Annotated in this window: 25 protein-coding genes and 1 pseudogene; 4 read left to right on the forward strand and 22 right to left on the reverse strand. The window is 53.8% G+C overall.

Features of this window, described 5'->3' with window-relative positions; all coding sequences use genetic code 11:
- Positions 1-116 precede the first annotated feature (116 nt).
- Positions 117-299 carry a DNA-binding protein gene (locus V3C63_RS09460; protein ID WP_329887533.1) on the reverse strand — a complete coding sequence of 61 codons (183 nt, stop codon included), beginning with the start codon at positions 297-299 and terminating at the stop codon, positions 117-119.
- A 286-nt stretch (positions 300-585) separates the two neighbouring features.
- On the opposite strand from V3C63_RS09460, the gene V3C63_RS09465 reads away from it, so the two are divergent.
- Complete coding sequence (locus V3C63_RS09465) at positions 586-1,026, forward strand: helix-turn-helix domain-containing protein (protein WP_329887534.1); 441 nt, start codon at positions 586-588, stop codon at positions 1,024-1,026.
- A 176-nt stretch (positions 1,027-1,202) separates the two neighbouring features.
- Here V3C63_RS09465 and guaA read toward each other — a convergent pair whose 3' ends face one another.
- From guaA to V3C63_RS09510, 9 genes are all read right to left on the reverse strand, one after another.
- Complete coding sequence (gene guaA, locus V3C63_RS09470; protein ID WP_329887535.1) at positions 1,203-2,792, reverse strand: glutamine-hydrolyzing GMP synthase; 1,590 nt, start codon at positions 2,790-2,792, stop codon at positions 1,203-1,205.
- A gap of 25 nt (positions 2,793-2,817) precedes the next feature.
- The gene (locus V3C63_RS09475) at positions 2,818-5,037 is read right to left on the reverse strand and encodes an FAD-dependent oxidoreductase (RefSeq protein WP_329887536.1); all 2,220 of its coding nucleotides are present in this window, start codon (positions 5,035-5,037) and stop codon (positions 2,818-2,820) included.
- A gap of 20 nt (positions 5,038-5,057) precedes the next feature.
- Positions 5,058-6,029 (reverse strand): alpha-ketoacid dehydrogenase subunit beta, encoded by a 972-nt coding sequence (locus V3C63_RS09480; RefSeq protein ID WP_329887537.1) that lies wholly within the window; start codon positions 6,027-6,029, stop codon positions 5,058-5,060.
- A 12-nt stretch (positions 6,030-6,041) separates the two neighbouring features.
- The gene (locus tag V3C63_RS09485) at positions 6,042-7,001 is read right to left on the reverse strand and encodes a thiamine pyrophosphate-dependent dehydrogenase E1 component subunit alpha (RefSeq protein ID WP_329887538.1); all 960 of its coding nucleotides are present in this window, start codon (positions 6,999-7,001) and stop codon (positions 6,042-6,044) included.
- 101 nt (positions 7,002-7,102) lie between these two features.
- Positions 7,103-7,855: a 2-C-methyl-D-erythritol 4-phosphate cytidylyltransferase gene (gene ispD / locus V3C63_RS09490; RefSeq protein ID WP_329887539.1), complete on the reverse strand. Its 753-nt coding sequence runs from the start codon at positions 7,853-7,855 to the stop codon at positions 7,103-7,105.
- Positions 7,845-8,315 (reverse strand): tRNA (adenosine(37)-N6)-threonylcarbamoyltransferase complex ATPase subunit type 1 TsaE, encoded by a 471-nt coding sequence (gene tsaE, locus V3C63_RS09495; RefSeq protein ID WP_329887540.1) that lies wholly within the window; start codon positions 8,313-8,315, stop codon positions 7,845-7,847. Before tsaE ends, ispD begins: the two co-directional genes overlap by 11 nt.
- Positions 8,316-8,369: 54 nt before the next feature.
- The gene (locus V3C63_RS09500) at positions 8,370-8,675 is read right to left on the reverse strand and encodes a PspC domain-containing protein (RefSeq protein WP_329887541.1); all 306 of its coding nucleotides are present in this window, start codon (positions 8,673-8,675) and stop codon (positions 8,370-8,372) included.
- Positions 8,676-8,678: 3 nt separating this feature from the next.
- Positions 8,679-9,896, reverse strand: coding sequence for a pyridoxal phosphate-dependent aminotransferase (locus tag V3C63_RS09505; RefSeq protein WP_329887542.1), 1,218 nt, complete (start codon positions 9,894-9,896; stop codon positions 8,679-8,681).
- 97 nt (positions 9,897-9,993) lie between these two features.
- On the reverse strand, positions 9,994-10,278 hold the full coding sequence (locus V3C63_RS09510; protein ID WP_329887543.1) for a YerC/YecD family TrpR-related protein: 285 nt from the start codon (positions 10,276-10,278) through the stop codon (positions 9,994-9,996).
- Positions 10,279-10,516: 238 nt separating this feature from the next.
- On the opposite strand from V3C63_RS09510, the gene cysS reads away from it, so the two are divergent.
- On the forward strand, positions 10,517-11,914 hold the full coding sequence (cysS, locus tag V3C63_RS09515; protein WP_329887544.1) for a cysteine--tRNA ligase: 1,398 nt from the start codon (positions 10,517-10,519) through the stop codon (positions 11,912-11,914).
- Complete coding sequence (locus V3C63_RS09520) at positions 11,899-12,354, forward strand: Mini-ribonuclease 3 (protein ID WP_329887545.1); 456 nt, start codon at positions 11,899-11,901, stop codon at positions 12,352-12,354. The genes cysS and V3C63_RS09520 overlap by 16 nt, the downstream gene beginning before the upstream one ends.
- Positions 12,355-12,525: 171 nt before the next feature.
- On the opposite strand, the gene V3C63_RS09525 is transcribed toward V3C63_RS09520, so the two are convergent.
- The 10 genes and pseudogenes from V3C63_RS09525 to V3C63_RS09565 form a co-directional block, all read right to left on the reverse strand.
- Positions 12,526-13,722, reverse strand: a complete 1,197-nt coding sequence (locus tag V3C63_RS09525; RefSeq protein WP_329887546.1) for a CaiB/BaiF CoA transferase family protein — start codon at positions 13,720-13,722, stop codon at positions 12,526-12,528.
- A complete protein-coding gene (locus V3C63_RS09530) occupies positions 13,719-14,636 on the reverse strand; it encodes a YitT family protein (RefSeq protein WP_329887547.1) in 918 nt (305 codons plus the stop codon). Before V3C63_RS09530 ends, V3C63_RS09525 begins: the two co-directional genes overlap by 4 nt.
- Before the next feature lie 30 nt (positions 14,637-14,666).
- A complete protein-coding gene (locus V3C63_RS09535) occupies positions 14,667-15,200 on the reverse strand; it encodes a 2-oxoacid:ferredoxin oxidoreductase subunit gamma family protein (protein ID WP_329887548.1) in 534 nt (177 codons plus the stop codon).
- On the reverse strand, positions 15,200-15,943 hold the full coding sequence (locus V3C63_RS09540; protein ID WP_329887549.1) for a thiamine pyrophosphate-dependent enzyme: 744 nt from the start codon (positions 15,941-15,943) through the stop codon (positions 15,200-15,202). The genes V3C63_RS09535 and V3C63_RS09540 overlap by 1 nt, the downstream gene beginning before the upstream one ends.
- Position 15,944: 1 nt before the next feature.
- Complete coding sequence (locus V3C63_RS11840; RefSeq protein WP_425355379.1) at positions 15,945-16,379, reverse strand: hypothetical protein; 435 nt, start codon at positions 16,377-16,379, stop codon at positions 15,945-15,947.
- A pseudogene (locus tag V3C63_RS11845) lies at positions 16,359-16,667 on the reverse strand (3-methyl-2-oxobutanoate dehydrogenase subunit beta); the annotation flags it as partial. The pseudogene V3C63_RS11845 and the gene V3C63_RS11840, both read right to left, overlap by 21 nt.
- The gene (locus V3C63_RS11850; protein ID WP_425355378.1) at positions 16,561-17,037 is read right to left on the reverse strand and encodes a hypothetical protein; all 477 of its coding nucleotides are present in this window, start codon (positions 17,035-17,037) and stop codon (positions 16,561-16,563) included. The gene V3C63_RS11850 and the pseudogene V3C63_RS11845, both read right to left, overlap by 107 nt.
- A gap of 18 nt (positions 17,038-17,055) precedes the next feature.
- Positions 17,056-17,253 carry a 4Fe-4S binding protein gene (locus V3C63_RS09555; protein WP_329887550.1) on the reverse strand — a complete coding sequence of 66 codons (198 nt, stop codon included), beginning with the start codon at positions 17,251-17,253 and terminating at the stop codon, positions 17,056-17,058.
- A 93-nt stretch (positions 17,254-17,346) separates the two neighbouring features.
- Entirely contained in the window at positions 17,347-18,414 is a 1,068-nt protein-coding gene (locus tag V3C63_RS09560; protein WP_329887551.1) for a proline racemase family protein, read from the reverse strand.
- Between the two features lie 81 nt (positions 18,415-18,495).
- Positions 18,496-20,115: a BCCT family transporter gene (locus V3C63_RS09565; protein WP_329887552.1), complete on the reverse strand. Its 1,620-nt coding sequence runs from the start codon at positions 20,113-20,115 to the stop codon at positions 18,496-18,498.
- A gap of 233 nt (positions 20,116-20,348) precedes the next feature.
- On the opposite strand from V3C63_RS09565, the gene V3C63_RS09570 reads away from it, so the two are divergent.
- Entirely contained in the window at positions 20,349-21,314 is a 966-nt protein-coding gene (locus tag V3C63_RS09570; protein ID WP_329887553.1) for an AraC family transcriptional regulator, read from the forward strand.
- Positions 21,315-21,431: 117 nt separating this feature from the next.
- Here V3C63_RS09570 and V3C63_RS09575 read toward each other — a convergent pair whose 3' ends face one another.
- On the reverse strand, positions 21,432-21,863 hold the full coding sequence (locus tag V3C63_RS09575) for a hypothetical protein (RefSeq protein WP_329887554.1): 432 nt from the start codon (positions 21,861-21,863) through the stop codon (positions 21,432-21,434).
- A gap of 126 nt (positions 21,864-21,989) precedes the next feature.
- A complete protein-coding gene (locus tag V3C63_RS09580; protein ID WP_329887555.1) occupies positions 21,990-26,750 on the reverse strand; it encodes an MrcB family domain-containing protein in 4,761 nt (1,586 codons plus the stop codon).
- Positions 26,751-26,770 lie beyond the last annotated feature (20 nt).

Consider the following 26,770-nt stretch of genomic DNA (forward strand, 5'->3'; position numbering starts at 1 on the left):
TGGTGTAAGATGTTTGTAGTGACTCATAGTTTCTCCTTGAATATTGGATGTCTTTGCAAACACCATTATACCAAGGCTATGAGTCATTATTTATTTGTTGCACTTAGATTATAAATTCAAGCTTCATTTCCATAGCAATACTTTTCCATGAAATACTGTCGATTCACTTTGCCTCTTTGTACTCGATAGCCGAGCTTTGTAAGTTCTTGATTCATTTCGTTTATTAGCTGATATGCAGTTGTTCTACTGACTTCCAAAAAATCTTGAACTTCTTTTGCTGTCATGAATATCTTTTGCATTTTTAGCCCTCCTTTCAATTCATAGTTTTTGCAAGGTTCTGCATCCATGTCTTGAGATAGGACGAGCGTCAATCTAAATATCTTGCGTTTTAAAAGTTCGTATTTGAACTGTATATCCGTATTATAATAGTTCATTTTCGTTCTGTCAAGACTTATTATAAAATATTTTCTTTTATGCTTCCTAATATTAAGGCGTTATTTAAAATATCAAACAGAACACTTATGTTGTGTTTTATGATTATTTATGATAAAATGTAAAAGAAATTTTTAAGAGAGGAGTCCTAAAATGATTTCCGGTAAGAAATTAAAACAAATTCGTTTGTTTAGGAAACTAACACAGAAAGAACTTGCCATCATGTCCGGACTGACTGATGCTGCAATTCGTAATTATGAATTAGGAAATAGATCTCCAAACAAGGAACAATTAAGAAAAATAGCAGATGCACTTAACTGTGATATTTCTGCATTAATCGACCATGAACCGAATTCTATTTTTGAAATCATGCATATCATCTTCGACTACGAAAAGGAAATGAAATTCCGTCCCCTTGCAGGAAATGGTGAGACTACTGCTCTTTTATCCCACAATCCACATTTTGATGACTTTTTAGTCGAATGGGATGAAATGAGAAAGAAACACTATAACGGGGAAATTACAGACGAAGAATTTGAAGATTGGAAGTTGTCTTTTCCTAAGAAATCTCGTTTCTTGAAAAAACACAAATAGACACAAAAAGACCGTAACAACTAAGCTACGGTCTCATTTTTTTGTATTTTCTTGTAAAGCCACTGGGAGCTATTACTCAATTTATTCTTTTTGAAATCTTTACCCAATTTTGTCCCAGTTGTTCATTCGAACGGGCTATAACCCTTGAAAATAAGCCATTTTTAGCAAAATATCTCCTATTCAAACTCAATCGTTCCCGGGGGCTTGGACGTCAGGTCGTACATCACGCGGTTGACGCCCTTCACCTCGTTGATAATCCGGTTCATGCAGGTTTGCAGCACGGGCCACGGAATTTCCGCGGCCTCGGCCGTCATAAAGTCGGCGGTGAGCACCCCGCGCAGCACCACAGCATAGTCGTAAGTCCGGCCGTCGCCCATCACGCCCACCGACCGCAGGTTGGAAAGCGCCGCAAAAAACTGCCCCTTGCCGGTGTCAATGCCCGCATGGGCGAGCTCCTCGCGGAAGATCGCATCCGCCTCCTGGGTGATGGCCACCTTTTCCGGCGTCACTTCGCCCACGACGCGCACGCCGAGACCCGGCCCCGGGAAGGGCTGGCGATACACCAGATGCGCCGGAATGCCCAGCTCCAATCCGGCCCTGCGCACTTCGTCTTTAAAAAGATCGCGCAGCGGTTCGATCGGCGCCGCTTCAAAGCCGAGGTCCACCACCATTTCCTCGGGCAGGCCGCCGACATTGTGATGGGATTTGATCACCGCGCCGCCGCTGCCGACGCCGCTTTCCACCACATCGGGATAGATCGTCCCCTGGGCCATGTATTTAAAACCGCCCTGATCGGCCAGCTTTTTCGCTTCCGCGCCAAAAATTTCCACAAAGAGCGTCCCGATGATCTTGCGTTTCTGTTCCGGATCAATGACTCCTTTTAAGGCTTTAAAATACTGATCGCCGGCGTTCACCCGAATGAAGTTCAAATCGAAATCGCCTTCCGGCCCGAACACGGCCTCAACCTCGTCGCCCTCGTTCTTGCGCATCAGGCCGTGATCCACAAAGACGCAGGTCAGCTGCTTGCCGATGGCCCGGGAGAGCAGCACCGCCGCCACGGTGGAGTCCACCCCGCCGGACAGGCCGAGCAGCACCCGATCGCCTCCGATTTTTCCCCGCAGCGCCGCGACGGTGCTGTCCACAAAGGCATCCATCTGCCAACTGCCGGCACAGCCGCAGATATCGATCACAAAGTTGCGCAGCATCTTTGTGCCCTCCGGGGTGTGCACCACCTCCGGATGAAACTGCACCGCGTAGAGATTTCGCGCCGGATCCTCCATCGCCGCCACCGGAGAATTCGCCGTGTGGGCAGTCACCGCAAATCCCTTCGGCGGCGCCGCAATATAATCGGTATGGCTCATCCAGCAGGTCGTTTCCGGCATCACATCGGCAAATAAGCGGCTTCCGGCGCCGTCGATGGTCACATCGGTGCGGCCGTATTCACTGGCGGGTGCCGTCTCTACCCGGCCGCCGCATTGATAGGCCATCAGCTGCGAGCCGTAGCAGATGCCGAGGATCGGAATGCCGACTTTAAAGAGTTCCTGGGGATAGGTCGGGGAGGCCGGATCGTAAACGCTGTTGGGTCCGCCGGTCAGGATGATGCCCTTGGGATTCATCGCCTTGAGCGTTTCGAGGCTGGTTTGATACGAATGGATTTCGCAGTACACATGGCATTCCCGCACGCGCCTGGCGATCAGCTGCTTGTACTGGCCGCCGAAATCGAGAACGACAATAGTTTCCCGTTCGGAATGGGATTGGTTTGTCATGAATGCTCGTCTCCTTTAATGTCGGTCATGCGTCAATTTTGTCAAAGGCGTTTTGAACGGCTTGCGCCAAACTCGGCGCCGGATTGACGATCCGCGCCATATCGGCGTCGGTGCCCCGCATCGCCATCAGCGCCTGCACCTGCCCGAGGAGACCGCAGGCCTCTTCGCCGATGATGTGCACCCCGAGAATTTCCCGGGTTTCCCCATCGACGATAACCTTCACGAAGCCCTGCTTATCCTCGTCAAAGAGACTGCCGGGCTCGCTGCCCAGCGGCGCAAGGCCGAAGCGCACATCCTCATGGGCCGCGCCGGCCCGGCGGGTGTCGAGACCGATGGTCGCCACCTCCGGAAACGCATGAATGCAAACCGGCACCTGCGTGAAATCGATGGCGCGCGGTTCGCTGCCTTCTGCTTCGAGGGCGATGTTGTCCACCACCATCTGGGCCATGGCCCGCCCCTGATGCGCCAGGATGCACCGGCCCGTCGCTTCTCCAATGGCATACACATTAGGCACCGAGGTTCTGCCAAATTCATCAATGACGATGCGCCCCCCGTCGATATCGAGACGCAGAGCATCAAGACCACGGGTGTTCACGCGGTATTCCGAGGCGACGTAAATCGCCGACGAGATCACCGTGGTGATTTTGGGATAGCGGCCGTTTGCCGCCGGCTTCGCGTCGGTGTCCGCCAGTTCAATGTGAATGGTGCCCAGAGAATCTTTATAGATATCCACGGGCTTCGACCGGGTGTGCACGCCGATGCCGCTGCGCTTCATCTGTTCTTCCAGGCGGTTGATGATCTGAGCGTCGAGGCCCTTTAAAACATTGTCCGCCGCGGTGATGATGGACACCCGGGAGCCCATCGTCGCGTAAATCGAGGCCACCTCGCAAACGATAGGGCCGTCGCCGATGATCGTCAGCTCTTGGGGGATCTGGTCGAGATTGAAGATCGTCTTGTCGGTGATCAACTCGTCATAATCTTCCGTAAAAGCCGCCGGCTGGGGCAGAGTGCCCGTCGCCACGATAAGCTTTCGCCAGTTGAGGCGCCCCTGGTGGCCTCTCTCGTCCTTCACGTCGATAAAGCCCGGTGCCAGTGGGCGGCCCGCGCCTTCAAACACGCGCACGCCGGCATCCATCAAATCGCTGCGCAACACCGCCGATTCGTAATCCACCGCACGCTGCTTTTCACTCCCCATTACCTGCATGTCCAGGGACAGCTTGTCAACAACAATGCCCTTGTTGCGCCTTGCGCCGATGCAGGATCGGATCAGTTTAGCGTTTTCGTAAAGGAATCGCGCCTCCACCGCGCCGCCGTACAAAAATCCGCCGCCGAAATTTTCCGCGACCAGCGCGGTTTTAAAGCCCTTGCGGCCGGCCGCAATCGCCGCGGCAATGCCGGCCGCACCGCCGCCCAGCACGACAACATCAAAATCCCGTTCGGAATCCGGGTCGGCCTTGGCCGCCACGCCAAGATTGATGATCTTGGTATAGTCCGGGGCCATCTCCGGATTAAAATCGGCCGACGCCAATACATCTGCCGACACCTTGGCGGCAAGTCTCCTTCGATCCCGGCTTCTCACTAAATCCGCTGCCGCTGCAGACGCTTTATCGCTTCCGGCAGTGGCATCCGGCATTTCGACGCCGTTCGGCGCACCTGTGCCCGCTTCGTCTGCCGAATCTGCTTTGGCGGTCGGCCCATCCGCCATCGCCGTTTCATCGATTGATTCTTCTGGTAGCGCTTCCGACTCGGCCGATGCCTTTAATCTTTCAACCGCATTTGCCGCGTCGCTTTCCGGCTCAGCGCCGTCCGCCGCGGCCTTTTGTGCCGCCTCCCTGATATCGCGGCGCAGGATGCGCCCCTCGGGACCGCTGCCGCTTTCAATCTTATGATAATCCACGTGCAGCTTTTCGGCCAGTTTTCGTGCCAGAGGCGAAATGCCTTCATCTTCTTCGGCGGTCGGCTCCTCCGGCAGGCTTTCACGCACTTCACGTGCCTGATCTTTGTGCACCCGCTTTTGGACTATGCGTTTTTTTTCAAGGTAAAGATCAATGTCTTTCTCGGTGATGCGCCGATTCCCGAAAAAACCATCCAGTTTGCTGAGATCGATGCCCTTTTCCCGGGCGTAGCGGCGGGCCGCCGGGGTTGAGCGCAGATTGTTTTCACGAGAATGAACATCCCGTTTACGCTGCCCGAGATTTCTCAAAGAAAGCCGTTCATTGCCCTTCGGCTGATTTTGATCTGTCATGCTTCGCTCCTTCCCGCAGTTTATAAATCCAACAGGTCGTCAATGGCCTGAAGCACATCTTCTTTTTGAGGGGCAACCACATCCTGCAGTCTGCGGTTGTAGGGCATTGGCGTATCGAGACCACACAGGCGGATAATGGGCGCCTCGAGATAGTCGAAGGTGTCGCTTTCGATCACCGACGCCGCTATTTCCGCGCCAATACCGCCCGTCTTACTGCCTTCGTGCACGATCAGCAAGTGCCCAGTCCGCTTCACCGAGGCGAGCACCGCGCCGATATCCATCGGCGCAAGGGTCATCGGATTGATTACTTCCGCCGAAACATCGTCCCGCTCAGCCATCGCTTTGAGCACCGTCACCAGCGAGGCGCCCCAGGTCACAATGGTCATGTCGTCACCGGAATGTTCCACATAGGCCGTTTCCAGCGGCAGGGTATAATCCGCATTGGCCGGCACCTGACTTTTAAGGGCCATTAAGTCCTGATTCATCAAAAATACAACCGGATTAGGGTCGGCAATCGCCGATTTGAGCAGCCCCTTGGCCTGGGCCGGCGTCGAGGCCGCCACGATTTTAAGCCCGGGGATCTGCGCGAGAAGCCCTTCCAAGGTCTGACCGGCCTGACGCACGCCGTCGCCAAGCCCCGCCGGAATGAGCAATGTCAGCGGCACATGATACTGGCCGCCAGAGGTATAAGCGGTGCGCGCGGCTGCGTCAATGATTTCGCCCAATGCCAGCGCTGCCTGATCCATCGAGCGCAGCGCCACCACCGGGATCAGCCCCGTCATGGCCGCCCCCACGGCACAACCCACCATTGCCGATTCGCTGACCGGGGTATCCATCACTCGAGCTTCGCCGAATTCCTGAACGAGCCCCAGCGTCACACCGCCGCCTTGGCGCACATCTTCACCAAAGATCACCACGGCGTCGTCAGCAGTCATCACTTCTTTCAGCGCCAATTTCAGCGCTTCTTTATAGGTCATTTCTTTGAGTTCCATCGTCCTGCCTCCTTATGCGAAAACATCTGTGATCACTTCGCTCACCGTCGGTTCATCGGCATTTTTTGCAAAATCCGCTGCTTCCTCCACCGAACGCTTGGCGTTTTTCTTAAGCTGATCAATCACTTCAGGGGCCATTTGAAAATCCGACTGCAGCTGTTCTTCAAATCGGACAATGGGGTCGTTCTCCACCCAGGCTTCCACTTCTTCCTTGGGGCGGTAAAGCTGGAGGTCCGCCGTGTCGTGGCCGCAAAGGCGATAGGTCTGCGCTTCGATCAGCGCCGGGCCGTTGCCTTCTTTCACATGGGCCCGCGCCTGATCCACTGCGGTAAACACCGCCACCACATCATTGCCGTCCACAGTAATGCCGGGCATGCCATAGGCATGGGCGCGGTCGGCAATGTGTTCACCTTTCATATGGTCTTCAATGGCGGTGGTTCCGCTGTAAAAATTATTTTCGATGAAGAAGATCACCGGCAGCTGCCACACCGCCGCGAGATTGAGCGCTTCGTGAAAACTGCCTTCATCGGCTGCCCCGTCTCCGCCAAAACAGAGCACGGCGTTGCCGGTTTTCTGAAGTTTCTGGGTTAGCGCCGCGCCGCAGGCCACGCTAAATCCCTGACCCGGCACATCCGCCGCGCCCAGATTCCGCACCGAGGCATCCGCCAGGTGAAGCGAGCCGGCTTTGCCGCCGCAGAGACCGCTCTTTTTGCCCAGCACCTCGGCCATCATCCTGCGCACCTCCATCCCAGAGGCGATGGCCTGTCCGTGACAGCGATGGGTCATCGTTACCCAGTCGCCGGCATCCAGCGCCAGGCACGCGCCGATGTCCGAGGCTTCCTGTCCGATGGCCAGATGCACCGAGCCGTTTAAAGCGCCGTCAGCCACCAATTCCCGGATTTTCTCTTCAAAGAACCGCACCTGGTTCATGCGGTAATCCATTCTCGCCAATAATTCTTCATTTAATTCCATAGCAGGACCTCCCATTGACTGTCGTATGACTGTCTTGTTCACTGATTCGCTGCGCATTGCGCATTGCGTTGTTGGATATGCCTGAGCCTGTCGCGTCAGAGCTATGGCCGAACGGCCAACACGGCGCCAGCGATCATCAGATCCTCCGGCGTCGTGATTTTGATGTTATTGTAATAGCCGCGGACGATGGTTACCGGCTCGCCGTAATGCTCGACCAAAGATGCATCGTCTGTTGCGGCCACCCCGTCGGCTGCGGCCTTGGCATAGGCCGCCATGATGAGTGCATAATCAAAGGACTGCGGAGTCTGCACCTCGTAAAGGGTTTCCCGGTCCGGGGTGTGATCCACAACCGCTGTGTCATTCTCCCGACGCACCACCTTGATGGTGTTTTTGGCTGGCACCGCCACCACCGTCGCTTTGGTGCGCAGCGTCTCTGCAATGCACTTCAAAATGAGCTGCTGGCTGATCAGCGGGCGCGCCCCGTCGTGGATCATCACGAGATCGCAGCGAGGGTCCGCTCCCTTAAGCCCGTTGAGCACCGATGCTTGACGGCAGTCTCCGCCGACCACGGTCTTTAGTTTTCGGTAACGCCGTCTCGCCATGACCTCCCGGCGAAAAATATCCCGCTCGTTCGCGTTGATGACGACGACAATTTCGTTCACCAGTTCACAGGCCTCGAAGGCATCGATCGCGTAAGAGAGGATCGGCTTTCCGGCAAGGGTCAGATATTGCTTGTTCATCGCGGCCTTCATGCGGCTTCCCTGCCCTGCAGCGGGAATCACTGCCGTGATAAAATGCCGCTTGCCGTCTGCCGTTCCAGCCCTTGCCGTATTTTCAACGCGCTCAGCTTTCAAATTTGGCCACCCTTTCTGTTAAAGAGGCATCTGCCGTCTCAAAGCAAATGATTCGATTCGCGGCATCCGCCGGATCCCGGCGCAGGTCAATGGCCGCCAGCGGTGCGTAGCCTTCATTGAGCAGCAGATCCGGCCATTCCACAAAGATCAGGGTTTCATCTGCCAGAAAATCCTCAAAGCCGATCTCCATCAACTCGTCCATATCCTCCAGCCGATACAGATCCATATGATACACCGCATCCTCATCACGGCCGTATGCGTTCACCAGGGCAAAGGTCGGACTGGTCACCCGGACGTCAAGCCCAAGCCCCGATGCAATGCCCCGCATCAACGTGGTTTTGCCGGCGCCCAAATCCCCGGTGAGATACACCAGTCCGTTCCTGCCCGTCAGTGCGCGGCCCAGGACTTCGCCCAAATCGGCCGTCGCTTCCGGCGATGTGGTTTTAAAAAATTTTTCCATAAACTCTCACGAAATTTTGATTCCCCGTTCTTTTCTCAAACAGAGCATTCTTTTTCACACGGCTTTGCCATCTGTCGGATCGTCTTCGTCGATCACCGTGTAATCTGCGTCCACCGTGTTGTGGCGGCCGCCATCCCCCGGCGGATCTTTGCGGCCGCTCGGTATGATAAACGACAAAGCGATATAAACAGCGATCGCCGCCACCGTCGATGCCACATTGAGCACCCAGGGCAGCGTCACCACGACGAACACCAGCCGGATGAGCCAGGGAGAAATATCAAAGTACTCTCCGAGCCCCTGACACACACCGGTCAAAACACCCTGCTCGCGGTTGCGGTGCAGCCCCTTGAAGCGGCGCATGGGTCACTCCTGAATGTAGTGGCCCATGAAGTGCCCGATGCGGCCCATGGTGTCCTTGAGCTGGATGGGACTCGGCAGAAATACGATGCGGAAATGATCGGGTTCCGGCCAGTTAAACCCGGAGCCCTGCACGATGAGTACCTTTTCCCGCTTGAGCAGATCCAGGGCAAACTGCACGTCATCAGTGATATTAAAGCGCGGCGTGTCGATCTTCACAAAAGCATACATCGCGCCGTCGGGCTTCACACAGGACAGCCCCGGAATCGCGTTGATCCCTTCGTAAACAATGTCCCGCTGCTGGTGCAGTCGGCCTTCCGGCGCCACCAGATCCCCCACGCTTTGGTAGCCGCCCAGCGAGGTTTGAATCGCGTACTGCGCCGGCACGTTGGCACACAGCCGCATCGAGGTGAGAATGTCGATGCCCTCGATATAATCTCTGGCGTCGTCACGATTCCCGGAGAGCACCATCCACCCCACGCGAAAGCCCGGCACCCGGTGACTCTTGGAGAGCCCGTTGAGGGTGACCACCAAGGTTTCGTCGGTCATATTGCCCAGATGATAAAAAGGCTTGTCGTCGTAGATAATGTGATCGTAAATTTCATCGGAAAAAATAATCAGATCATTTTCCACGGCAATCTTCACGATATCCTCAAGGATCTCCTTGGGATAGACCGCCCCGGTGGGGTTGTTCGGGTTGATGACGACAATGCCCTTGGTCTTCGGCGTGATCTTGGCGCGGATATCGTCGAGATCCGGATACCAATTGCTGGCTTCATCACACAAATAGTGCACCGGTTTGCCACCGGACAACGCTGTCGAGGCCGTCCACAGCGGATAGTCCGGCGTGGGGATGAGCATTTCGTCCCCGTCGTCGAGCAGTCCCTGCATGCACATGGTCACCAATTCGCTGGAGCCGTTGCCGATATACACATCCTCTTCGGTGAGGTCCATGAGGCCTTCAGTTTGATAATACTGCACGATGGCCTTGCGCGCCGGAAACAGCCCCTTGGAATGACAATAGGGCTCGGAATCCTTTAAATGCAGGCGCACGTCGCGAATCACTTCGTCCGGGGCGTTCATCTGGAAGGACGGCGGGTTGCCGGTGTTGAGCATCACGATGTCGATGCCGTCGCGCATCATCCGGTTGGCTTCCTCCACCACCGGTCCGCGAATATCGTAGCACACGTTGTCCAGCTTGTGGGATTTATAAAATTTTCTCATAATTGACTGACTTCTTTCTATAACGATCCTAATATGGTTCCATCTGGCTTTATTGGACGATTGTTCTGATCATTGATCTGCCTGCGATGCGCGCCGATCACTCGCAAGGTTCGGCTTTGTTCATGCGGTCGATCACCCGGCGATAGCCCCGGCCGTGCTTGAGGCACTTGTTGACGCGGCTGATGGTGGCCGAGCTCGCGCCGGTGGCTTTTTCCACATCGATAAAGGTTTTGCCGGCTGCCAAAAGCTCGGCGATGGTCAGCCGATTGGCCATGTCCTCAATTTCCTTGATCGTGCACATGTCGTCAAGCAGATCATTTGCCATCTGCGCATCCTCTATCGATAAAAGCGCCTGCACCAGAGCCTCTCTTTTGACTTCCATAAACTTACCTCTGTTTCTTCACAATTAAAAATATTTACTATTATACCACTTCACTGTCACAAGTTAAACCGTTTTTCTCTGGATTTGTCGTGGGAATGCCCCGGCCTTATGTTATAATAAAAAAAATTCAGCCGCCGAACGCGCTGGTGCTCATCCGCCGCGCATCAGGCTGACGATCGGCGCTGCCTCGGCAAGCGTTTGCCCGCTGCGCCTTCGAATTTATTTTTAGGAGCACTCAATGAAATTATACAACACGATGACCCAACGAAAGGAAACTTTCGTGCCCATCGAGCCGGGCAAGGTCCGCATGTATTCCTGCGGGCCCACGGTCTACAATTATTTTCACATCGGCAACGCCCGCCCCTTCATCGTTTTTGACGTGCTGCGCCGCTTTCTCGAATACATCGGCTACGATGTGACCTTCGTGCAGAATTTCACCGACGTGGACGACAAAATCATTCACCGCAGCCACGAAGAAAACTGCACCGCCAGGGAGATCGCCGATAAATACATCGCCGAATATTTCAAGGATGCCGACGCCCTGGGCATTCACCGCGCGACGGTGCATCCCCGGGTCTCCGACACGATGCCGGAGATCATCGCGATGGTCAAGACCCTCGAAGACAAGGGCCTGGCCTATAACATCGGCGGCAATGTGTATTACGCGGTGGACCGCTTCCCGGATTACGGCAAGCTCTCGGGGCAAAACGTCGCCGATCTCGAGGCCGGCGCCCGCATCGACGTCAACGATGAAAAGCACAGCCCTCTCGACTTCGCCCTGTGGAAGAAGGCCAAGCCGGGCGAGCCCTATTGGGACAGCCCCTGGGGCCAGGGCCGGCCGGGCTGGCACATCGAATGCTCGGCCATGAGCCGCAAATTTCTGGGGGAAACCATCGATATCCACGGCGGCGGCCAGGATCTGATCTTTCCCCACCACGAAAACGAGATCGCCCAGTCCGAAGGAAGCTGCGGCTGCGAATTCGCCCGTTACTGGGTGCATAACGGCTACATCAACATCAACAACGAAAAAATGTCCAAGTCCAAGGGCAATTTCTTCACCGTTCGAGACATTGCTGCCAAATACGACCTCGAGGCGGTGCGCATGTTCATGCTGATGGCCCACTACCGCAGCCCGGTCAACTTCTCCGACGCGCTTTTGGCCTCGGCGCAAAACGCCCTCGAGCGCCTTTACAACGCGAAGAACCAGATGATTTATCTGACGGACCACACCAAAAACCGCAAGCCCTCCCCCGACGAAGCCGCCTGGATCCAAGGCCTTGCCCAATACAAAGACGGCTTTATCGCCGCGATGAACGACGACCTCAATACTGCCGACGCCATCGCCGCCATGTTTGAGCTGGTGCGCGCGGCCAACACCGCCCTGTCAGAAGCCTCGCCCAGAAGCGCCGTCACTGCCGCCCTCGGGCTTTTCCGGGAGCTTGCCGGCGTGATCGGCCTGGCCGAAAAGGAACCGGACAGCAATCTCGAAAGCAAAGTGGAGGCGCTCATTGACGAGCGGCAGGCCGCTCGCAGGGCCAAAGACTTTGCCCGTGCCGACGCCATCCGCAACGAGCTTGCCGCCCGCGGCATCGTTCTGGAGGATACCCGGGAAGGTGTCAAATGGCACAAGGTGTAAGCGAGAGAACCGATATCGCGGCGCACCTCACTCGGATTTACGCCCCCGAAGAGGCCCGCCGGCTGAGTCCATTAACCCTGGCCTATATCGGCGACGCGGTCTATTCGGATTATATCCGCCGCTACCTGATCGCCCGGGGCCTGCAAAACGTCAACCACCTGACCCGTCTGGCGGCGCGCTATGTGCGGGCCAGCGCCCAGGCCGCGGCCATCCGCCAGCTGCTGCCGATTCTAACCGAGTCGGAACAGGATCTGATCCGCCGGGGGCGCAACACCAAGAGCATTCCCCCGAAGCATGCGGATAAGATGGATTACCGCTATGCCACGGGACTTGAGGCGCTCTTCGGCTACTTGAGTCTCACCGGCGACACCGCGCGGGAACGCGAGCTGATGGCGCGCACCATCCACGCGACGGAAGCCGTTTGGGGAAAGCCATCATAGATCATACGCAAAAAAACATCTCTTTTGAGATGTTTTTTTGTACAACCTATATGCCGATTATTTTAATTCGATCAATAACACTGATGATATCATCCTCTAACTCTTTTTCATAGACGCTGTGAGCAAACAATCGGGCCACGCAACACCAAACCTCAGAAAAAATCAACATCTTTAGATCACAGCATCTTTCTGCAATTTCTTAATCTTTTCCTCTGAGTATCCCACAAGATCAGTCAAGACCTCTTTGGTATTTTCGCCCAGAATCGGTGCCGAGAAGCGAACTTCATCTTCGCTGCCATGGAATTTGATTGGTGTGCCCGGGATTCGGATGTTCTCTCCGATTCCATGGTCATGCACTGCCCAGAGCATATTCCGACTCTTAACCAGCTCTGACTCGCAGACCTGCTGCATGTTTTTGATCCGCCCGAAAGGAATCCCTGCCCCGACGATCTGCTCTTCAACTTCACCGACTGTAAATCTTTCCGACCAGGATACGATTTCTTTCTTCAGTTCTGCACAATTAGCTAAACGCTGGGCATTCGAATTGTAACGTTCATCTTCTGCCAATTCTGGTTTCTCCATTACCTCACAGAGTCGTTTCCAAAATTTGTCTGTTCCGCATGCCATTACAAATTCCCCATCCTCGGCCGGGAAGGAATCAAATGGCGCGATACTCGGATCCCGATTCCCGGATGGGCCTATCACGTTGTCATTGACCGTATACTCTACCACACCGCTTTCCAGTATCGAAAAGATTGTATCAACCATCGATACATCCAAGCGGCGCCCCATTCCTGTTTTTTGTTTTTGGTAAAGAGCCATAATTATTCCCAAAGCAAGATAGGTCCCGGAGTAATTATCCGCGATCGCCGGCCCCACCTTCACCGGCTCGCCGGGGAAGCCCGTCATGCTGATCATACCGCCTTCCGCCTGTGCCACAACATCATAGCAGGGCAGCTTCGCCATTGGCCCTTCCAACCCGAATCCGGAAATAGAGGCATAGATCAGACCCGGATTAACCTCCTTAAGCACCTCGTAGCCCAGTCCCAGTTTTTCCATTGTATCCACGCGGAAATTTTCACAAACTACGTCGATCTTTCTGACCAAATCCTTAAATATTTCCTTTCCTTCCTCCGATTTCAGATTAAGGGTAATTCCTTTTTTATTGCGGTTGATATAGCCGAAATATCCGCTGGCGCCGTTGCGAAGTGGCGACCAGTCCCTGGTCTGGTCGCCCCTTCCGGGAACCTCTACCTTGATGACATCCGCACCATGATCGGCCAGATGCATGGTTGCAAACGGTCCGCTGTAAGCCTGGGTCAGATCCAATACCTTTACGCCCGCCAAAGGTTTCTCTACGTAAGTCATGATTTTTTACTCTCCTTTAATTCCTTCGCTCGCCGCGTATCAGGAGCAACGCCTGTCTGGTCTTCCCTATCTGTTTGTGGCGCTGCCGCGAGATTTTTATAAAACCTGCCAAAGGCATGATCCGCATAAAATGCTAGGCAGGTGGCCTTCTGATCCGTTGCTTCTACAGCATGCTGAATTTTGCTGATATCCTGTTTTCTGGCTACCACAATGACTTTCTCCGAATCCTCCGCGATCACATCTCCATTTACCGCTCCATGAATCTCATTAACGATCTCGGAAACCTTCTCAGAACAGATCACCGCTATGCTCTGCACCTTGCCGCTGTACATCACCAGGTTGATCACGACGACACACACGTACAGGTCTATCAGTGAATAAAGCAGAAGATCCCAATCCTTAAGGAAAAAGGAACCGATCGTGATAATGATAAAATCGCCCACCATCAGAATATTTCCCATCGGAATATCCGGCCGTTTATGATTGACAATGTGCCCGATAATCGTTGTTCCGCCAGTGCTGCCGCCAGCGTCTAAAAGCATGCCAAGGCCCACGCCCATCACAACGCCGCCAAAAATTGACGCCAACAAAACATTATTGGTAAAAGCGGGCAAAAACGCTAACCCATCCATCATCAGGGAATTAAGCAGTACCGTCAGGCCGGTATAAATCAAAATTCTTTTCCCCAATATGACCGTAGCCCAAATGACCAGCGGAATATTGACGATCAGGTTCAACATTCCAATCGGAAAACCCGTGAGGGCTTTGACGACGACCCCGATTCCTGTGACCGATCCGGGAATGATATGTGCCGGATCAATAAACAGCACAACCGAGAGCGAGTAGATAAAGCATCCTATCATTATTTTAAAGATGTTTTTTAATTCGTTTCTCAAAAACGTCTTATCTTTCATATCCCGTTCTTCCCCGCCTGCTCCTGTTCTTTATTTGATCTTTATCGCCCGATCGTATCCGCCCTTAAAGCATTCATAGTTGCCTTTAAACTTTTTATTCAGACAACCGAGCAATAGTTCCTCGTTTGACACATCAATCAGGTCACAGCCTTTTGCCATGGCCCCAAGCAAAGCCAGGTTTGCCCCACGCGCATTGCCGACTGATTCCGTTACCGCCTGCGTGTCAATTCCAAGCACCTTCACATTATCCGGATATTGCCGCTCGCCAAACAGCGTCGTGTTGACAACCACCAGTCCGCCATCTCTGAGCTGGTCACAATAGGTGTCATAGGCATGCTCTGTCATGCAGCACAAGATATCCAGACGGTCCGGGTAAGGACTTCCAATCGTTTCTTCTCCATCTTCCACAACCACTCTGCAAAGTGCGCTACCTCCGCGCATCTCTGCGGAATATTCACTTGTCCAGCACACATTTTTGCCTTCTTCCGCAGCGATCTGGATAAGCATTTTTCCAGCCGTTAAGACGCCCTGGCCACCGATACCGGCAAACATTACATCAGCCATTATCTATTTCCTCCATTATCCACATAGATTTTCACCGGGAAAATTTTTTCGTTTTCATTTTTGACTTTCGCCATTGCGTCAACAGGACTGAGTTTCCAATTTGTCGGACATGTCGAAAGGACTTCGATGATTGAAAATCCTTTCTTATCCCGTTGATATTCAAATCCCTTTTTAATCATTTTCTTAGTCTCATTGATGTGCTTTGGATCATAGAGGCCCCCCCTTGCCGCATAGGCAATATCGTAATTAGAGATAATGTTTAGCATGTCAAAAGGCTTACCGTTGATGTCTTTGTCGCGTCCCTTTTTTGATGAAACCGTCTTGTCCCCGATCAATGTGGTCGCTGGACACATCTGACCTCCGGTCATCCCAAAAATACCGTTGTTGACGACGATCATCGTGATCGGGATATCCCTCTCCGCTGCAAAACAAGTCTCTGACAAGCCGATCACATAGGAGCATCCATCACCGGCATGAACATAGACATTCGCATCGGGAAGGATTTTTTTAATCCCGGTCGCCACGGCGGCGCATCTGCCGTGAGGACCTGCAATCCCATCAACATTCAACGCATCAATCGACCAGTAGGCACAGGCAATGTCCACCACCTGAACCGTTTTCTTTGCCAAACCAAGTTCCTCACAGCACTCTGCAATCAATCTTTGGATGATTCCGTGGCCACAGCCGCCGCACCAGCCAACCTGCCGTCCAATCATTGCTGGTTTTTTTCTTGCAATTGCCACTTTAAAGCACCCCCAGTTCTTTCTCGTTGCCAGCGAGCACACTTTTGCAATACGTCACCAATTCGGTTGTCTTTGCAACATATTTGCTGGTCAGGTATCCATAGACCGGATACTGGCATTTCGTCGCAAGCATCAGATCCTGGCCCATCTGTGCCGAAAGGCTCATCTCAACGGTCACAAAGCCTTTCAAACCTTCCGGAAGGTCCGCAAATGCTTTTTTAAGATACGGCCAGCAAGAAATCGGCCGGATCAACCCCAGCTTTATTCCCTGCGCCCTTGCCTGGCGAACGGCGGACTGACAAACTCTTGATGAGATACCGCAGGCAACCAGGATTAACTCCGCATCTTCTGTCTGCACGCTTTCCCATCGCTGCTCCGCATCATGCATCGCGGCAAATTTATCGCGCATCATCTGGTCATATGCGTCATCATCCATGGACCGGTCTAGATTTGTAACCTTTACCTTTGGCTCCTCTGCCTTTTTATAAGATTTAATGGCCCAATCAAATTTGGTCTTATCGTGCTCTTTCGCCTCCGGAAACACCACCTTTTCGATCATCTGGCTGATCCCGCCGTCACTTAGCAGGATAACCACGGTCCGATATTTTTCTGCCAGATCAAAGGCGAGATAGGTCAGATCCGCGCATTCCTGAACAGAAGCCGGATATAAAACGATCTGTCTGGAATCCCCATGGCCGCCGCCTTTTGTAGCCAGCCAATAAGAATCCTGACCTTCTGTGATTTCGCCATCGCCGACCCCGTAGCGCATCACGTCCGCAATGACCGCCGGCAGCCGGCAGGTTATAAGAAGAAAGATAGGAAATTCCCTCCTGCTTGAGATCGTATCCTGGGCCGGATGAACTGGACATAACCCTTTCCCCACAGGCCGCCGCCCCCCAAAGCATGCTCATGCTGGCGATCTCGCTTTCTCCCTGGATGAACGTGCCGCCTCTATCGGCCATATGGGCTGACATATATTCCAAAATCTCGCTTTGTGGCGTAATCGGATACCCGGCATAAAACCGACAGCCTGCACGCAGCGCCGCTTCCGCGATCGCCTCGTTTCCCTTCATCAATTTATAATCTCTGCTCATTGTTTTCCTCTTGACTGATTATTCGACTGTGAACACATAATCCGGGCACATCACATAGCACTGTCCGCATCCGATACAGACTTTTTCATCAATTCTAATAATCTCATAGCCCTTTTTGTTTACTTCTATTAAAGGCTCAATCGCTTTTACCGGGCATACACCAACACACAAGCGGCATCCCTTACAGAGATCTGTATCTGCTTTTGCCTTCGCCATTTGTTTTTTCCTCCTCCTTTTTCGTCCCAGCATCCGCGACCTCTCTCGGAACGCCGGGAGAGGTCGCTTTGTTATCCGCGTTTAGCCGTCGCTTTATGCCCAAATATCTCCGATGGTAAATCCTTCTTCAAATGGATCCGTCGGATCAAGCACCAAATTGCCATAGCCATAAATCCAAGACTGACCGGTAATTGTCGGTACCACTGCGGCATAATCACCAATCTTTGTCTTTTCGATCAAATGACCCTCATAAACAACCCCAAGCAAACCTTCGTGGCGGAATGACTGATTCAGGTCAAGCTCTCCTTTGGCATACATCGCCGCCATTCTTGCGCAGGTTCCTGTTCCGCACGGGCAGCGGTCCAGCGCTCCGATCCATGTGGAAGGATTATCGAAATCAACCGCGCCACTGGCAACCATCACCGCATTCTGAACATCGGATTTCTCCGGATGCGCGGATGGCCCGAACAGCTGTGAAATCGTGATGCCTACGCCCGGATAATTCGGGTGAGCAACCGGCAGCTGATCCTGCGCCGCTTTAAGAATTAGAGAGGACACCCTGGTGATCTCTCTGCCGTTTTCCGGTTTTAACTCTATCCACGGGAACTGGCGCACATCTGCCATTGCATAGAACATACCGCCCCAGGCCACGTCAACTTTAACCTTTTCGACCCCATGCCCGATATGAGGTACTTCAATCTCTTTGTCTGTATAAACCGCGAAAGCCGGAACGTTTTTAAATGTTACCGCCGTTGCTTTTCCATTCTCTACCTTAGCTGTGATGCCGATCAGCCCGGCAGGCGCCTCCAGCGTAAACGTATTGATTCCCTCTTTCGTCGGAAGGATGCCCGTCTCAATCAGCACCGTTGCCACAGAGATGACGTTACCGCCGGACATCATCGGATATTCCGTTTGCTCCATGATGATGAAGCCGGCATCGGCCTTAGGGTCCTTCGGCGGAACGAGTATATTGCAGCAAAGCGGCGGATATCCTCTGGGTTCGCGAAGCAGGAATTTACGCAGACCGTCCGATTTCGTGCGCAGATACTCTTCCATTTCATAAACCGAATCCCCCGGAATGTGTCCAACGCCACCGGTTACAACTCTCATCGGTTCCCCGTCATGTGTTTCAACGACATTAATCACTCTTTTAAAACTCATTATTTGCCTCCTCATTCCATTTAGCTATTTTTATTGAATAAAACCTATAAATATCAGACTAGATACGAAGCCGCCCTGCCGCTATCGGATGCTCATCGATTCATTTTTCTTGATTACCGCTTCCTCTGTTTCTATTTCCTCTTCCGTCATCTCCGCCTCACTTTTTTTCAAACAGCCGCAATTAGGCAATCTGTAACATCGTTTGGCGTATCTAAATAATACAACCGCGCATAAGATCAGGGCAACGCTTTGCAGCAGTCCCACCAAGGTAAACATCCCTCTTACGGAATTAATACCTCCCGTGGCAACCAGCGTATAGGCCGTTCCGCCCAGAATACAGCCAACCAAGATCTTTTGCTTCCTCGGTGCTTCATCATCTGCGTTCATACCATCAACAGAAAGCGTCGCGGCAACGGATGCCATTGGATCCGCCAGCGTGCAAAAGCTCAGGGTCACCGTGATGAGGAACATGACGATGATCAGTTTACTCCCCGGCAAGGTTCCCAAAATCTGAAATACCGTCGCCTGCATACCGGATATGTTAACCGCTTCCCAGATGCTAAGCGTTCCTGATGTCTGCAGGAATATGGTCTGCCCGCCGAAAATACCGATCCACAAAATACAAAAGATTGAAGGAACCAGGATCTGCACCAGCATGAAGGTTCGGATCGTCCTCCCTTTTCCCATGCGGGCAAGGAATAAACCAATGACCGGCGCGTATACGATAAAAGACGACCAGTACTGCACGATCCAATCCGCAAACCATTTATCTTTTGGAGCCATGGCATTCATCATGGTCGTCATGGTGCCAAAGTTATCCACCATAAATCCGATGGACTCTGATGTGATCTTGGTGATAAACTCTGTATTTCCACAGATGAAGACATAAACAAGCAGGAAGATAAAGAAATACATACAGGCGGTGGAAATATATTTTAGTCCCTTGCCGATTCCGGATACACAGGAAAGGACGAAAACGATGGTGATGCCTACCGCCGCGATCAGCCAGGTGATGCTTGACTGCGGAATCCCGAACGCCGCTTCCAGGCCGGCACCAATTTGCATCAGCCCGACTCCCATAGAATTGGATGTCGCCCCCATCAGGCAGAAAATCACAACCGCTGTAATCAGCGTATTCAAATGCTTATTTCTCTTGCCCGTCGCACATTCAAGCAGGGACGCGAACGACAGGCTGCGCTTGCGATTAAAACAGATAATGGCAAAGGCCGCTCCACAAATCGCATACATACAGTACTGAACGAAACTCCAGTCCCACATCGCCTGGGATACCGCGAAGATCCCCGCTCGTCTGGATCCCGCCGCCGCAATCGCCGCGGGTGTTGTCATATAGTGAAAGATCGGTTCTCCCATTGCCCAAAACAAGAGCCCGGTCCCAATCCCGGAACAGATCGACATGGCACACCATGCTGGCATACTGTATTCCGGTTTTGCATCCTTGCCTCCAATCACCACGTCGCCATATCTGCCAATCAAAAATACAACCGCAAGAATAATAAATACCAACGCCAAAATATTGATATAGGCGCCAAAGAAATTGGCCATTCCATACAACAGCCTTGTCATGATTGCCCCTACCTGCTCCGTCCAAATAATTCCGACAGCAATAAAACAGAGCAGAATGATAATTGCCGGCCAAAAGGCAATTTTGTTAATTTTTTTCCTCTCCATATCACTCTCCATAAATAACCTCCTCCACATTGACCGCTCAACAAATAATTGTTTTTTGATGATTCACCTCCAAACCGCGCTTCCCCTTTCAAAGTTGATCAAGACCAATTCTCTTTCTCTGCACGGAGGGCCCTGTGTGCTGTGGACAATTTTTCGCTTGATTTTTGTAACCGTTTGTTTATGCTTGTATTATAGGGCTATGAAAGGTGGGGAGATATATGCAAACAGACAAAAATTATAAGGATTTGGCCGGATTTTCCGTTCAAAATAATAAATCGGCCACCAACTATGACAATTTTGCCAATGAGCAGGAGTTCGGAAAGCTGAGTCATTTAAGCATTAATCCTTCGACTATGGAGGAAACCAGTCAGTTGAATACGGAAAAATTTTCTTATTTTTCGGATTTGTGCAGACTAGAAGCTTACCCGGATAGCCTATATCCATGGCACTGGCATAGTGCCCTGCAGTTTTTTCGCATCATCCGAGGCGCGCTGGATTATTCTGTCCCCGGTGCCATATACCGGTTTGAGAAAAATGATGTGGGCTTTATTAATGCGAATACCGCCCATATGGTCAAGGGCGTTCCCGGCAGCCGCTGCCTATTTGAAGAGCACCTCTTTCAACCGTCTTTTCTCGGCGGCGTCATCAACACGAACATCATGGACAAATACGTGCGGCCGATCGTAACAAACGGGAATTTATATATCTACAAGTTTGAACAGAATTCAGAAGCTTCCAAAAGAGCCGCTACATGCATGCGGGAAGCCTTTGAACTCTACACAACGTGCAAACCCTATTTTGAGATCTACATCAGAGAAAAGATTTCCAGATTATGGATAGAATTTTTGGATGCTTCCCAGGATTGTAGGAAAAACATTCAGGAGAAACCTTCGTCTGACCGACTTAAAACCATGGTCATCTTTCTCAATGCCCATTTCGGCGAAGAGTTTTCCCTAAAAGAGCTTGCGGATGCCGCCCAGTGCAGCATCCGTGAATGCAACCGCGTGTTCCAGATACAGATGCACACCACACCGCTTGCCTATTTGCGGCTGATTCGCCTACAACAAGCCTGTAATCTACTGCTCAATACCACAAAATCGATCACAGAAATCGGGAAATGCTGTGGTTTTAACAGCAGCAGCTATTTTGGCAAGATATTTCACCAAAAATACGGGATCTCCCCCAGCGGGTTCCGTAAAAAATACCGTTAACCCCAACAGACGCCAGAGAGAATGGCGCGCCTTGGGGCTTGCCTGTTTAGCTATTAACTTTAAGACAAACAAAAAAGACGATGCCCACGGCATCGCCTTTTCATTACGTTTGATTATTTATTCTGCAGCGTCTTCTTTTGCTTCTGCTTCGATTGCTTCGTTAGCTACTTCATTATCGTCGGCTTTTTCCGCTTCGTCTGCAGCGTTTTCTTCCACTACTGCTTTCGCGGCTTTAATCGGTTCTGCCGCTGTTTCATCGGCGGCAGGAGCCACGCCCTGTTCCGCTTTGCCGACCAAATACGCCATCGAAAACGACCCCGCACTAAAAAACAACGACGGCAACGCCACGTTCATAATCGCGGAAATAATTTGCTGCACGACGTAACTTCCGGGAATATTCGTTCCCATGGCTTTATACTGGGCGACCGTGGATGCAACGGACTGCACTGAATAAAAAATACCGTAGAAAAAGGCCACGGCGAAAATAATACCAAGAATATTCAGCACGATCGGCTTCCAGCTTTTCTTCTTTGCCACTTTTGTTTCCATATTTTAAAAAACTCCTTAAATTGATTTTTGATATGCTCCTAGTCTAAAGCAGAATCCTTAAAAAAAGCAATCATCACCCGAAAAAACGCCTCGGGTTATGATTGCCTTAAGCTTTGACGCTAAGCGTTAAGCCAATTTCCAATAAGAGGCCTTGTCCGACACGCTCAGCTGAACAGCCATCTCGGCCAGTTTAGTTGCGCTTTTGGGGAAAAGCCCCGATGCCGGATCAAACGGCTCATCAATCGCGTCGTCGTCCTGGGTGCCGGCGCAGATCTTAAACAATTCCCGCAGCACCGTTTCGATTTCCGCCGCCGTCCCGGCAATCCGAGGGATCATCTTCTGGGCAATGGTGTCATCAATGGCGGTTTCCGGCGCCATCAGGCCGTATTCCGCATTGTAATACAAGAAGAAACAGATTTCGTCCCGCACTCGGAATCCGATTTGGGCATCGGCCCGGCGCAAAATCCCGTTAATCACATTGAGCAGGGTCACCATGTCCGTGATGGTCTTGCGATGATTGACCACCGCCGAGAGGGAAAAGATATCCCGGCGAAAGCAATCGCTGTTCAAACAGTAGGGCTGGGGCACGGTGGCCGGCGGCGGCACCAGCGACAGATCCTGCTGGCCGAGCTCGATCACCGCCGCGCGCTCGATCAGCCGCTTGCTGACGCCGCGGCGCGCTTCTTCATTGCTGACGGTTCCGATGAAAAAGAGATTGTCCGGCAGGGTCAAATCGCCATAATAGTCCCGGGCCTCGGTGTCGCCACCAAAGGCCTCGGCTCCCAGCAAGGGATCCGTCACCAGGCGGCCGTTTTGCGGCCGCGCGCTGTTCATCACCGAGAGCATCTCGGAGAAATATTTTTCGGTGGGCGCCAGGGTCATCTCGTCCAGGCCGATAAAGTAGGGTTTATCCGGATTCTCCGTCGCGGCAGCCACCACATCGGTGATGGCCCCGGGCACAAACTTGCCGCCCTCGCCCAACGCGCCGAGCAGCCCGTCGCCGTTCTCCCAACCCGGCCGCACCGGCACAAGCTTAAAACGGCCGTTGGTCGCGTTCGCCCCCACGGCCTCGGCAAAGAGGCGCACAAAGGCCGCCTTGTCGATGCCGGCCCCGCCGGTGATTAACGCCAGAGATCCGGCTTTCAATGCGAGGAAGAGATCGGCCACATCGCCCGCATCGCACTGAAAACCGCCGACCGAGATGTAGTGGGTGATCTGCCGCATGAGCCCCGCCATATCCAGGGGTGTTTCCTGCATGACTTCATCAGTGCGCAGATCCGCCCGGCTCCGGGGCGCCGGCGCCAGAGCCTTCGCCCGTTTTTCCGCGGCAAGCTGCCGCCGGCGCTCAGCCTTGAGCATGGCCTTCTGTGCCTTGAGCTGAGCTTGAAGCATCGCCTTTTGCACGGCGATCAGGTCTTCCTTCGTGAGCCCGCTGCCGCTTGCCACCACCTGCACCGCCGCCTGGGCATAGGGCGTCTGACCGCCGGGCACCGGCCCGGCCGCCGCATTCACCACCGGCTGCCCCGGGACGGCCGCCTGCGGGGTGCCCGCCATCTGCACTGGGGACTGTATCACACCGGCCTCAGATTCGACAGCCGGCGATGGCCGGGACGCTTCAGGCTGTGCCGCCATTGCCGGATGAGACTCCGGCGCTTTGACGTCTGGCGCTTCATTCAGGCCGGGCTCTGTCGGCTTTGCGACGGTTTGGGCCTGCTGCACCTGAGCTTCATAATGCGCCGCGATAGAATGGGTTTCCTCTTCGCTGTCTTTGCCGTTGATCGCCGCCGCCATCACATCGGAAATAACGTGATCGAAGGGATTGGCCGGCACTTCCCCGTCAGCCGGCAATCCGGATGCCGCCGGCGCCGCGTCTTCCGCTGACACAGGCTGTTCCGCCGATGCTTCATCGCTCGTTTGCGGCACCGCTTCTATTATGTCGGCTTCTGCCGGCTCGCTCGTTTCAGAAGCCGGTGCCGCACGCACCGTCTCAGATTCCGCCGTCACTTCGAATGTGTCTGCATCGTCGAGCTCGTCCTCATCCGCTAAATCTAAATCATCCAAGTCTTCCAGATCGTCGAGCGCATCCAAGTCGCCCAAATCATCGAAATCGATGCCGTCATCATCCAACGCGTCAAGGGCATCGTCCGGCACGTCTGTTTCTTCTGAATCGTCGGGCGCCTGCACATCCGGCGTCACTTCTTTTTTTGCCGGCGGTTCGGCCGATACTTCCGGCCCGGGCACCGCTTCGTCCTTCAGCACACAGCGGTGCAGATAGGTGTCGTAGACCGCAAGCATAGCCTCCAAATCGCTTTCCAAAATAGCCTCCGCCGGCACGGCGCCGTCGTATTCCCGATAGAAAACCACGGCGTCCTTAAACTGCAGATCATCGAAGTCGATGGCGTCGGTGTCAGCGCTAAAGGTTTCCGGATTGATCAAACTGCGCAGCTGCGCCACCTGGGGGGCCACTTCGTCGCTGACGGCCATTTCGAAAGCCTTGCAATTCTCATCCGGATCGAGCTGACCGGCCTTGACAATGGCGTTTTGGATTTGTTTTGTGCCCACGGTCAGCGCGAGATAAAGCTTGCGGCTGTCCTTGCTCAGCAGATATTTCACCGCCACCGCCGTGTTGGGCAAACGGGCGATTTGCTTGTCGAGGATCTCCACCCAGGGCACTTCGGCCCAGTCCTCCTCGCCGGCAAAGCCCACCACCTTGTAGCGGCGGCTATCGATGATGCCGAGACCCTCGATGCTGCCGGGGATCTGCTCGGTGATCACATCTTTAAAAGAATAACGGAAATCGCGCTCGAAATAGTCGGCGTAGCCATCGAGCCAGGTGTTCAGATTTTCCTGAAGACTGGGGCCATCCAGGCGCCCGAAATAATAATCGATTTTCTCGCCGAGCAGGGCAGCCATCGTATTCTTGTCGTCCATCGACAGCTCATCCATCAGGTCGCGGTCCATCGCAAAGTAAAAATGCTCGCCCTCCTGGCTGGTCTGAATAAACCCGTCCGCCGCATAGGTCTGATAGGGGCCGTCCATCAAAAAGTCGAGCACCGCATCGAGGCCTGCATCGGCCATGGTATCCAGCGTTTGGACCGCCTTGGGATCCTGGGCTTTGCCCGACGCAATCCGCTCTTTGTAAAACTGCTGCACCGCACCGGCCACCATAAAGACATCGGCCCGCCACAAATTGTCGGCCTGCGCCAAATACTGCTTGAAGAAGAGCAGTTCGTAAGAATCGGCAAAGCCGGCCAGGGATTTGCCCGGCCCGATAAAATCAAAGAGCTTCTGCTTGCGCATCAGCGCTTCATCGGCCGGCATGATGAGCTTGGCCGCAAACTCGCCTTCATCCAGTTTTTCAATCACCAGATAGGGCCAGGCCGCGTCTTTCTCGGCCGAAGGCACCTGGGCAAAGAAATCGTCATACTGGGGAAAGATTCCCATGAGCTTACGGCTGAGTGCCCGGCTGAAGGTGAGGGTATAGGCACCTTCGCCGCTCGCGCTTTCGAGATAAGACGGAAATTCCCGCCCCTCGAAAAGAAAAACCACACGCTTTTCCCGGTATTCGGCGCCAAAAAAATCGATGAGGACATCCGGCACGCGCACTTTGCCATCGGTGAAAATCATCTTGTCGGTCATGCATTTCACCTCGTAATCCGACAAGGTCGACCAGGTATCGTCAATGCGGCCGCTGCCCTTTTGAACTGCGGCCAGCTCCGCTGCGCCGGGCACCGATCCCCCCGCCGCCACAATCTGTTCTGAAAAGCTGAGCCCGCTCTGGGGCACCACTGAGGTTGCTGCCGATTCGGCTGCCGCCGGTTCCCCGGCCATTTCATCTGCTCCCGCCGGGGCGGCAACGCCGATTGCCGGCTCTGATGCTTCCGGTTCCTCAGTTGCTATTTCGGCGTCTTCGGCCGCCGGCGCCGCGTCATTCACTTCCGGCGCTGCTTCCAAAACGGCGTCGGACACTTCTTCCGGGTCCTCATCCGGCACGGCTTCCGGGACGTCATCCGGCGATTCAGGCGCTGCCGTCTGCGATTCCGTCGCCGCATCCCCCATCACTTCCTGGGCCACCGCTTCCAGACCTTCTTCCGCCGCCTTCACCGCCTGATCCGTGGTGAGGAATTGGTCGAGGTCCGGCGAGACGCCTTCCTGGGTATAGACCTCGGCAAAGGAATGCCCGGAAGAGAGGACGGTTTTCGTACGCTTGATGCCCGCCTGACGCGAAGGCATTTCGACATAACCGTCATCCGCCGCCGACGCATCGTCTTCATCGCTGCCGCTGCCCAAATTGGTATAGACCGAGCCGCCGGGCAGATGGCCGGGCTGCGGCGACACTTCATCCGGGGTGTGACCGCTGGCCAGCACCGTGCCGCTCCGCCGCCGGCGACGGGGCGGAGCGGCGGCCGGCTGCGTTTCGGTCGCCGGCGCATTGCCCAGCTGCGTATGGGATGAATCTGACAAATGCTCCGGACGCGGCGATACTTCATCCGCCGTGCGGCCGCTGGCCAAGGTCGTCCCCGTCCGGCGGATGCGCTGATTCACGCCGGCAGCCGGCCGGGAGTCCGGCGTCCTCTGTTCGCCGTCTCCGGGCTGACCGGCCAGGCGTGTGTGCCTGGCGCCGCTCATATGGCCGGGGCGCGGCGATACTTCATCTGCTGTGCGCCCGCTGGCCAGCACCGTCGTTGGTCTTCTCTGCTCCCGTTTATCCGCCATGATTTGCTCCGCCTCCTTTTTCGAATCGGGATTCTGATTGGCCTTTTCAGCCTTGATGCGTTCGTATTCATCGCCGTTTCGGGCGCCGTCGGGGTTGGCCGCCCGCGCCAACGCCCGCATGATGTCGGCTTGCGCCGCGGCGTCGCCGTCTGATGAAAATGAATTCGGCATGACTCTCCCCCCTTTGTGTT

This window comes from Pseudoramibacter faecis, assembly GCF_036289405.1.
Classification (GTDB): domain Bacteria; phylum Bacillota; class Clostridia; order Eubacteriales; family Eubacteriaceae; genus Pseudoramibacter; species Pseudoramibacter faecis.

Excerpts from the sequence above, each read along its gene's own strand:
- V3C63_RS09565 (WP_329887552.1), bottom strand. The coding sequence starts at position 20,115 with ATGGAGAGTGATATGGAGAGGAAAAAAATTAACAAAATTGCCTTTTGG.
- guaA (WP_329887535.1), bottom strand. The coding sequence starts at position 2,792 with ATGACAAACCAATCCCATTCCGAACGGGAAACTATTGTCGTTCTCGAT.
- V3C63_RS09510 (WP_329887543.1), bottom strand. The coding sequence starts at position 10,278 with ATGGAAGTCAAAAGAGAGGCTCTGGTGCAGGCGCTTTTATCGATAGAG.
- V3C63_RS09535 (WP_329887548.1), bottom strand. The coding sequence starts at position 15,200 with ATGGCTGATGTAATGTTTGCCGGTATCGGTGGCCAGGGCGTCTTAACG.
- V3C63_RS09560 (WP_329887551.1), bottom strand. The coding sequence starts at position 18,414 with ATGAGTTTTAAAAGAGTGATTAATGTCGTTGAAACACATGACGGGGAA.
- V3C63_RS09460 (WP_329887533.1), bottom strand. The coding sequence starts at position 299 with ATGCAAAAGATATTCATGACAGCAAAAGAAGTTCAAGATTTTTTGGAA.
- V3C63_RS09520 (WP_329887545.1), top strand. The coding sequence starts at position 11,899 with ATGGCACAAGGTGTAAGCGAGAGAACCGATATCGCGGCGCACCTCACT.
- V3C63_RS09475 (WP_329887536.1), bottom strand. The coding sequence starts at position 5,037 with ATGACAGATCAAAATCAGCCGAAGGGCAATGAACGGCTTTCTTTGAGA.
- V3C63_RS09465 (WP_329887534.1), top strand. The coding sequence starts at position 586 with ATGATTTCCGGTAAGAAATTAAAACAAATTCGTTTGTTTAGGAAACTA.
- V3C63_RS09530 (WP_329887547.1), bottom strand. The coding sequence starts at position 14,636 with ATGAAAGATAAGACGTTTTTGAGAAACGAATTAAAAAACATCTTTAAA.
- V3C63_RS11850 (WP_425355378.1), bottom strand. The coding sequence starts at position 17,037 with ATGAGCAGAGATTATAAATTGATGAAGGGAAACGAGGCGATCGCGGAA.
- V3C63_RS09525 (WP_329887546.1), bottom strand. The coding sequence starts at position 13,722 with ATGACTTACGTAGAGAAACCTTTGGCGGGCGTAAAGGTATTGGATCTG.
- V3C63_RS09500 (WP_329887541.1), bottom strand. The coding sequence starts at position 8,675 with ATGCGCCGCTTCAAGGGGCTGCACCGCAACCGCGAGCAGGGTGTTTTG.
- V3C63_RS09485 (WP_329887538.1), bottom strand. The coding sequence starts at position 7,001 with ATGGAATTAAATGAAGAATTATTGGCGAGAATGGATTACCGCATGAAC.
- cysS (WP_329887544.1), top strand. The coding sequence starts at position 10,517 with ATGAAATTATACAACACGATGACCCAACGAAAGGAAACTTTCGTGCCC.
- V3C63_RS09480 (WP_329887537.1), bottom strand. The coding sequence starts at position 6,029 with ATGGAACTCAAAGAAATGACCTATAAAGAAGCGCTGAAATTGGCGCTG.
- V3C63_RS09580 (WP_329887555.1), bottom strand. The coding sequence starts at position 26,750 with ATGCCGAATTCATTTTCATCAGACGGCGACGCCGCGGCGCAAGCCGAC.
- V3C63_RS09505 (WP_329887542.1), bottom strand. The coding sequence starts at position 9,896 with ATGAGAAAATTTTATAAATCCCACAAGCTGGACAACGTGTGCTACGAT.
- tsaE (WP_329887540.1), bottom strand. The coding sequence starts at position 8,315 with ATGGAAAAATTTTTTAAAACCACATCGCCGGAAGCGACGGCCGATTTG.
- V3C63_RS11840 (WP_425355379.1), bottom strand. The coding sequence starts at position 16,379 with ATGGATGATGACGCATATGACCAGATGATGCGCGATAAATTTGCCGCG.
- V3C63_RS09555 (WP_329887550.1), bottom strand. The coding sequence starts at position 17,253 with ATGGCGAAGGCAAAAGCAGATACAGATCTCTGTAAGGGATGCCGCTTG.
- V3C63_RS09575 (WP_329887554.1), bottom strand. The coding sequence starts at position 21,863 with ATGGAAACAAAAGTGGCAAAGAAGAAAAGCTGGAAGCCGATCGTGCTG.